Below are 5,516 nucleotides of genomic sequence, written 5' to 3'. Positions count from 1 at the left end.
TTTGGATGGGGGCGTAGAAAACCCAAGTTCAAGGCGCGCAAATCTTGAGGAGTGAGGCGTACTACTCTACGCCGCAGCGACTTCGAGATGCAGCGCAACGCCGAAATTGGGTTTTCTACGCCGCCATCAGTCCTGGGCCAGGGCGGTCCGGATCAGTGGCTTGAGCTCCTCGTAATCGCGGGTGACGGGAAATTGCGGGAACTCGCGGACGACGTTTTCAGGCGGCCGGAAGAGGATGCCGGTGTCTGACTCCTTGAGCAGGTTGATGTCGTTGTAAGAGTCGCCCATGCCGATGATCTTGAAGTTGAGCTGCCGCAGGGATTGCGCCGCCCGGCGCTTGCTGTCGGGCTGGCGCAGGCGGTAGCCGGTGATGGCGCCGTCGGGGGCGACTTCCAGGCTGTGGCAGAAAAGGGTCGGCCAGCCGAGCTTTTGCATCAGCGGCCCGGCAAACTGGGTAAAGGTGTCGGAGACCACGATGATCGGGGTCAGGGGCCGCAGCCAGTCCAGGAACTCCAGCGCGCCCTCCAGGGGGTCCATGCTGGCGATGACCGCCGTGATGTCCTGGAGCTTGAGCCCGTGGGCCGCCAGGATGGCGAGCCGCCGGCGCATCAGGACGTCGTAGTCGGAAATGTCCCGGGTGGTCAGTTTGAGCTCCTCGATGCCGGTTTTGAGGGCCACGTTGATCCAGATTTCGGGGACAAAAACCCCTTCCAGGTCGGAGCAGACGATGTGCATGGGGGGTTGGCCTCTTTTTCTGTTGGGGGCCGCCGCAAGGGCCCGCGGTTGACAGATCATCCTTCCGGTAGGAATCGGGTCAGTCCGTGTCGTTGTCATCCTCGATGCGGATCACGACGGGGCGGTCGCTGACCACATCCAGCAAAGAGATTTCGGCCAGCGCCTGCTTGACGTCGGCTTCCCGGGCCAGGTGGGTCAGCATGACGATGGGCACCGCCCCGTTGGTTTTGCGCCCCTTCTGGTGGACGGATTTGAGGCTGATCTCGTGGTTGCCCAAAATGCCCGAGATCTTGGAGAGCACGCCGGGCCGGTCCAGGGCCGAGAACCGGAAGTAGTAGTGGGTGGTCAACTCTTCGATGGGCAGCAGCGGCACCTGCCGGATCTGGTCGCGCTGGTAGGAGAGCGCCGGGACCCGCCCGGTGGTGCCGTTGACCAGGTTGCGGGCGATGTCGACCACGTCGCTCAACACCGCGCTGGCGGTGGGCAGCATCCCCGCCCCGCGCCCGGAGAGCAGGATGTCCCCGACGGCGTCCGCCGAGACGGTGATGGCGTTGAGGCTGCCGCTGACGCTGGAGAGGATGTTGTCCTCGGGGATCATCGTGGGGTGCACCCGGGCCTCCACCGCGTTGCCGCGGTCCTTGCCGATGGCCAGCAGCTTGACGCGGTAGCCGAAGTCGGCGGCGAAGCCGATGTCCTGGGGCGTGATCTTGGAGATGCCCTCGATGTAGATGTCCCCGTAATTGATTTCCATGCCGAAGGCCAGGGCCGTCAGCAGGGCCAGCTTGTGGGCGGTGTCGAAGCCCTCCACGTCCAGGGTGGGGTCGGCCTCGGCAAAGCCGTTTTTCTGGGCCTCGGCCAGGGCCTCCCGGAAGGGGGAGCCGTCGTCGGTGATCTTGGTCAGGATGTAGTTGCAGGTGCCGTTTAAAATGCCCGTCATGGTGTGGATGCGGTCGGCGACGAGCGATTCGCGCAGGGTTTTGATGATCGGCATGCAGCCGCCGACGCTGGCCTCGAAGGCCAGGTCGACCCCGCCGGCCGCGGCCGCGGCAAACAGCGCGTTGCCGTGCAGCGCCAGCAGCGCCTTGTTGGCGGTGACCACCTGCTTGCCGTTGGCGATGGCTTTTAGGATCAGCTCGCGCGCGATGCCCTCGCCGCCGATCATCTCGACGATGATGTCGATTTCCGGGTCGTCCACCACCGGCCGGGCGTCCGGCACCATCACCCCCGGCGCCAGGTCCAGGCCCCGGTCGCGGTCGGTGTCGATGTCGGCGATGGTTTTCAGCCGCAGTTTCGCCCCCACCCGGGCGCGCAGCAGGGCCTGGTTTTCGATCAGAAGTTTGGCGACCCCCGTGCCCACCGTGCCGCAACCCAGCAGTCCGACGTTGATGACCCTCATTTCCGCTGTCTCCTCAAGCGCGGCCGCTACATGATTTTGCGAATACCGCGGGCCGCCTGGTTGATCCGCATCTTGTTTTCGATCAGCGCAAAGCGCACGTACTCGTCGCCGTATTCGCCGAACCCGAGCCCCGGTGAGACGGCCACCTTGGCCTCGCGGATCAGAAACTTGGCGAATTCCACCGACCCCATGTGCAGGTGCTGCTGGGGAATTTTGGCCCACACGAACATCGTGCCCTTGGGGCTGGGGATCTCCCAGCCGACCCGGTTGAGGGCGTTGATCAGGGCGTCGCGGCGCTCGCGGTAGGTGTCGCGGATCTCGGCGACGCAGCTCTGGTCTCCCTCCAGGGCGATGATCGAGGCGATCTGGATCGGCTGGAAAATGCCGTAGTCGAGGTAGCTCTTGATGCGCCGCAGGGCGGCGATGATCTCGGGGTTGCCGACGCAGAAGCCCACCCGCCAACCGGGCATGCTGTAGCTCTTGGAAAGCGAGAAAAACTCCACCCCGACATCCCGGGCGCCCTTGGCCTGCAGAAAGCTCGGGGCCTTGTAACCGTCAAATGTCAGATCGGCATAGGCGAAATCGTGAATCACCATGATGTCGTGCTCTTTGGCGAAGGCCACGATTTTCTCGAAGAACGCCAGATCCACCACCTCGGTGGTGGGGTTGTGGGGGTAGGAGAGGGTCAGCAGCTTGGGGCGCGGCCAGGTCTGTTTGGTGGCGTTGAGCAGGTTTTCGAAGAAGTCCTCCCCCGGCCCCACCGGCACCCCGCGCACATCTCCGCCGGCGATGATCGCCGAGTAGGGGTGGATGGGGTAGGTCGGGTTGGGGGTGAAGACCACGTCGCCGGGGCGGATGGTGACCAGCACCAGGTGGGAGAGCCCCTCCTTGACGCCGATGGTCACGATGGCCTCGTGCTGGGGGTCGATCTCCACATCGAAGCGGTCCTTGTACCACTTGGCGATGGCCACCCGCAGCCGGTTGATGCCCATGGAGGCCGAATAGCGGTGGTTGTGGGGTTTTTGGGCGGCCTCGACCAGCTTGGCCACGATGTGCTCGGGGGTGCCGATATCGGGGTTGCCCATCCCCAGGTCGATGATATCCTCCCCGCGGTGGCGGGCATCCATCTTGATCTGGTTGACCGTGGCGAAAACGTAAGGGGGCAGGCGGTCAAGCCGCGAGAACTTGGTCATTTTTCGGACCTCTATAGGTTTTATAACTTTGGCGCCGCGGCCAGGGCGGCGGCGTGCCGGTGTCGGTTCGGTGGGGCGCCCGATGGCGGCTGCCCTTCGGTGCGCCGGTTTAAAGGAACTTTAATTACCCCAAGGGGCCGCCAATGTCAAAAAAATTGTTTTGACTTTTAAAAGGAATAGATTTATTTTCAATGGTCTATGACGATTTATACCATCTTGCCGACCATGTGGCGGTGGGTTTGCCGCCGTCCCGCCCTCCATCCCCTTGCCGCCGCAGCGCCCGGGGGCGTCCGCGTGGCGGAAATGCCATTCAGCCCACAGGGCCGAACACGTTCAGCTTTCAGCGGGAGATCCAGATGGACAAGCCTTTGACGTATGCTGATGCCGGCGTCGATATCGACAAGGCCAACGATTTTGTGGCGACCATCAAGGATATTGCCAGACAAACCCCGCGTAACGGGGTGATGGGGGAGATCGGCGGTTTCGGCGGCCTGTTTTCGCTCAACCTGGCCAACCTGGAAACGCCGGTTCTGGTGAGCTCCACCGACGGGGTGGGCACCAAGCTCAAGATCGCCTTCATGATGGACAAGCACGACACCGTCGGGATCGACCTGGTGGCCATGGTGGTCAACGACATCGCCGTCCAGGGGGCCAAGCCGCTCTTTTTCCTGGACTATCTCGCCATGGGAAAGCTGGACACGCGCATCGCCACCGAGGTCATCACGGGGGTGGCCCAGGGCTGCAAGCTCGCCGTCTGCGCCCTGATCGGCGGTGAAACCGCCGAGATGCCCGGCTTTTACGGCGGGGGCGAATACGATCTGGTGGGCTTTTCGGTGGGCGTGGTGGACAACACCCGGATCGTCGACGGCTCAGAGATTCACGTGGGCAACAAACTGGTCGGGGTCGCCTCCAGCGGGGTTCACAGCAACGGCTACTCCCTGGCGCGCAAAATCTGCTTCGAGACGCTGAAGCTGAAAGTCGACTCCCACGTAACGGATCTGGGCCGCACCATCGGCGAGGAGCTGCTGACCCCCACCAAGATCTACTCCGAAACCATCCAGAACATCATCCGCGATCTGCCGGTGCTGGGGCTGGCCCACATCACCGGGGGGGGCATTCCCGACAACGTTGTGCGCATCATTCCCAAGGCCTGCAGCGTGGTGGTCTACAAAAACTCGTGGGAGATCCCGCCGATTTTCCAGTTCATGCAGGCCGCGGGCAAAGTCTCGGACATGGAGATGATGCGGACCTTCAACAACGGCATCGGGCTGATCGCCGTGGTGCCGGAGCGCGCCGCCCAGGATCTGGTCGAGCGCCTGAACGGGATGGGCGAAAAAGCCACCATCATCGGTGAAATCGAAGAGCGCAAGGGAGGTGAGGCGCGCGTCCGCTGGGAGGTGCGCTGATGGGCGGGTCGGACAAGATCAAGTCGCGGCCCAACGGCTTCGTTCGCTTGTGGCGCCGGCTGTTGGCCTGGCTGGCGAGGGGCCAGCAAAAACAGCCCGTCTGTACTTCATGAGGGGTTAAACCGGACCACACCCGGCGGGTGTGAGGGTTTCCATCCAAGCGTCGACCATGGGGTGGCACCCCAAATGCTGCGTTATGTTCCGGCCGGGTCACCGGCCGTTTTTTTTGACTAAAATCGTTGCTGGCGAAAAAGTCTCAGCCCCTGCAACGTGCCGCCTCCTGAAATTGTCGGAGGGAGCATAATCTTTTTGCGGCCGGGGTGTTATGCCCCGTCGTCCCGGGCCGAGCATCGCAGCAGTCGGCGAAAAAGGCCCTGTGGCTGTTTGAGCGCGAGCGAGTTCCACAGGGCCCGCCGGCTGCGAGAAGCGCAGGGCAGCCCGAAGGGCCCCGGGGCGCGGGCGGTTTCTTTTGGTTCGTTTTCTTTTCCGCAAAAGAAAATGAACAAAGACCCATTGAGAGCGGTGAATCCGGTCTATTCCCAAGGTTCCCAGCAAAGCCCTTTCTAAAAAAACTCCGCCTGCCAGTGTAAAATGATTATTACGGAACTTTCATGCTCTCGTTGATATTCACATGATCATTCTCGGTATCGAATCTTCCTGCGACGAGACCGCCGCGGCCCTGGTAAAAGATGGGCGGGAGGTGCTCTCCTCGGTGGTGGCCTCCCAGGTGGCGGTGCATCACCCCTACGGCGGGGTGGTGCCCGAGCTGGCCTCACGGCAGCACCT

5 protein-coding genes are annotated in these 5,516 nt (G+C 62.8%); 2 read left to right on the top strand and 3 right to left on the bottom strand.

The annotated features are described in order from the left end of the window. Positions 1–126: 126 nt before the first annotated feature. The 3 genes from thrH to LJE63_10160 all read right to left on the bottom strand — a co-directional run bounded on the left by thrH (position 127) and on the right by LJE63_10160 (position 3,324). A complete protein-coding gene (gene thrH, locus LJE63_10170; GenBank protein MCG6906978.1) occupies positions 127–735 on the bottom strand; it encodes a bifunctional phosphoserine phosphatase/homoserine phosphotransferase ThrH in 609 nt (202 codons plus the stop codon). 79 nt (positions 736–814) lie between these two features. Continuing rightward, on the bottom strand, positions 815–2,131 hold the full coding sequence (locus LJE63_10165; protein ID MCG6906977.1) for a homoserine dehydrogenase: 1,317 nt from the start codon (positions 2,129–2,131) through the stop codon (positions 815–817). 26 nt (positions 2,132–2,157) lie between these two features. Further along, positions 2,158–3,324, bottom strand: coding sequence for an aminotransferase class I/II-fold pyridoxal phosphate-dependent enzyme (locus tag LJE63_10160; protein ID MCG6906976.1), 1,167 nt, complete (start codon positions 3,322–3,324; stop codon positions 2,158–2,160). A gap of 356 nt (positions 3,325–3,680) precedes the next feature. On the opposite strand from LJE63_10160, the gene purM reads away from it, so the two are divergent. Together purM and LJE63_10150 are read left to right on the top strand one after the other, a co-directional pair. After that, the gene (purM, locus tag LJE63_10155; protein ID MCG6906975.1) at positions 3,681–4,730 is read left to right on the top strand and encodes a phosphoribosylformylglycinamidine cyclo-ligase; all 1,050 of its coding nucleotides are present in this window, start codon (positions 3,681–3,683) and stop codon (positions 4,728–4,730) included. 625 nt (positions 4,731–5,355) lie between these two features. After that, positions 5,356–5,516, top strand: a 161-nt coding sequence (locus LJE63_10150; GenBank protein ID MCG6906974.1) for a tRNA (adenosine(37)-N6)-threonylcarbamoyltransferase complex transferase subunit TsaD, incomplete at its 3' end; no start/stop codon positions are given.

This window comes from Desulfobacteraceae bacterium, assembly GCA_022340425.1.
In the GTDB taxonomy this organism is placed as follows: domain Bacteria; phylum Desulfobacterota; class Desulfobacteria; order Desulfobacterales; family JAABRJ01; genus JAABRJ01.
This window is presented reverse-complemented; position numbering and strand designations above follow the sequence as displayed.